The following is a 2,060-nucleotide window of genomic DNA, read 5'->3' on the forward strand; positions in this document are numbered from 1 at the left end:
GGTCGGGAGCGGGGAAGAACGAGCGGTGGATCATGCCGGCCAGGGCGTCGTGCAGCGCCTCGTCCGCGTCGGGGCGCCGCGCGATCGTGCCGCGGGCGTCGGAGACGATGTGCGTCCACTCCACGATGCAGATCAGGGCGACGGACAGCACCCGGGTGTCCACCCCGCCGGTGTCGGCGCGGGCCAGCCGCGGCGGCAGGCTCGCGGCGAGCACCTGCAGGTACTCCTCGGACGGGTTGTCGATCGCCGGAGCGTCGACGGCCGGAGCGTCGACGGCCGAAGTGCCGACGGCGAGGCTGTCGGCGGACGGGTTGCCGGCGAGGGTTGCCTCCGCGGTGGACAGCGGCCATTCCGCGAACACCGGTGAGTGCCGGCGCAGCACGGCGCCGAGTTCGCCCAGCCAGGCCCGGAACACCGCGAACCCCGCCGGTCCCTCGGTGAGTACCGGCAGCCGCTGGAAGTGGTCGACCAGGTCGACGCCGAGCTCCTCGAAGAAGATCCGGAAGACCTCCAGCTTGCCGCGGAAGTACTGGTAGAAGGCGGCGTCGGAGCGGCCGGTGGCCTCGGCCACCGCCTGGACGCTGGTGCCGTGGTAGCCGCGTTCGGTGAACAGCCGCCGGGCCGCGGAGATGATCTCCTGGCAGGCGCGGGCGCCCTCCGCGCCGATCGCCTGGCTGGCCGGATACGGCGCACGCCGTCGCCGCGGCAGCCACGCGCCCCCGCCGGCGATGAGGGTGTCGGCGGTGGGGGCGTCGGCGGTGGGGGCGTCGGTGCCGGCGGTGTCCTGGTGCCGGCGGAGCGCGAGAAGCGGATCGGGTATCGCCAAGCCGGCCTCCCCTCGGGCCTCGTCGCGACGGGCGGTTCCCGGACGGTGACTCCGGCATCGCGTTGCGTGTGCAACGAGTGTAGGTGGAAGCGTATTCCGCCAGGTGGGCAGGCGTTCGAGGCACGGCGCCGGCGATCTGGACCCACCCCGGGGTTTCATAATGACAGGTGTCTTACTAGTGTGGTGGCTCACAGAAGGCGAGCGCTCGGGGAGCATGCCGCCCTCGCCCGCCGGACCATCCACGCCGCCCGACCAAACCGCGCCCGTGCGGGCCGCCGGTCCGCGGCCGACCACGATGAGAAGAGAGCATTCATGGGCTTGCTGGACGACCGGGTCGTGTTCATCACCGGGGCGGCGCGCGGGCAGGGCCGCTCGCACGCGGTGACGTTCGCCGAGCAGGGGGCGAACATCGTCGGTATCGACATCTGTCGCGATCTCGAAGCCGTGCCCTACAAGCTGGGCACCGCCGAGGACCTGGCCGAGACCGCCCGGCTGGTGGAGAAGGCCGGCGGGCAGATGCTCACCGCCGAGGCCGACGTGCGCGACAAGGCCGCGCTGCAGACCGCCTTCGACGCCGGGGTCGAGCGCTTCGGCCACATCGACACCGTCCTGGCCAACGCCGGGGTCATCCTCAGCAACAGCGACGAGCGTGACGCCGACGCCGCGCTGCGCCTGGGCATCGACATCATGCAGATCGGCGTGTGGAACACCTTCCAGGTCGCCATCGGGCACCTGATCGAGCGCGGCCAGGGCGGCAACCTCGTCGCCACCAGCTCCATGGCGGCGCTGCTGCCGCTCACCGACGGCCGCGGCGGCTCCGACGCCTACGGGATGGCCAAGAACGCCGTCATCGCGCTGGTCCGCTCGTACGCGAACTGGCTGGCCCCGCACCGCATCCGGGTCAACGCGGTGGCGCCGACGAACTGCGCCACGCCGATGGTCACCGAGAACCCGGCGCTGTTCGGCGTGATCGAGGCCAACCCCAACCTCGTCAACGCGATGCAGACGATGCTGCCCGACCTCCCCATGATCGAGCCCGGCGACGTCAGCCAGGCCATCCTGTTCCTGATCTCCGACGCCGCGCGCTCCTTCACCGGCAGCCTGCTCAAGGTCGACGCCGGCATGGACGTCCGTCGCTAGCACGGCGACGGCCAGGACCGGCCGCCCGCTCACCCGATCGGATCACCGCCCCCCGGCGTGGTGGAGGCGGAGGACTTGCGGAGGACCCATGACG

At 72.0% G+C, this 2,060-nt stretch carries 2 protein-coding genes; one reads left to right on the forward strand and one right to left on the reverse strand.

Annotation, left to right across the window (positions count from 1 at the left end; translation table 11 throughout):
- The coding region (locus tag NBZ83_RS31790; protein ID WP_261576472.1) for a TetR/AcrR family transcriptional regulator at window positions 1–826 on the reverse strand (826 nt) is incomplete at its 3' end.
- A 312-nt stretch (window positions 827–1,138) separates the two neighbouring features.
- Here NBZ83_RS31790 and NBZ83_RS31795 point away from each other — a divergent pair.
- Window positions 1,139–1,966, forward strand: a complete 828-nt coding sequence (locus tag NBZ83_RS31795; RefSeq protein WP_261569580.1) for a mycofactocin-coupled SDR family oxidoreductase — start codon at window positions 1,139–1,141, stop codon at window positions 1,964–1,966.
- Window positions 1,967–2,060: the final 94 nt, after the last annotated feature.

The sequence above is a fragment of the Frankia gtarii genome, assembly GCF_025403375.1.
Classification (GTDB): Bacteria; Actinomycetota; Actinomycetes; order Frankiales; family Frankiaceae; genus Frankia; species Frankia gtarii.

Coding starts and splice junctions, on each gene's coding strand:
- NBZ83_RS31795 (WP_261569580.1), top strand. CDS start 1,139: ATGGGCTTGCTGGACGACCGGGTCGTGTTCATCACCGGGGCGGCGCGC.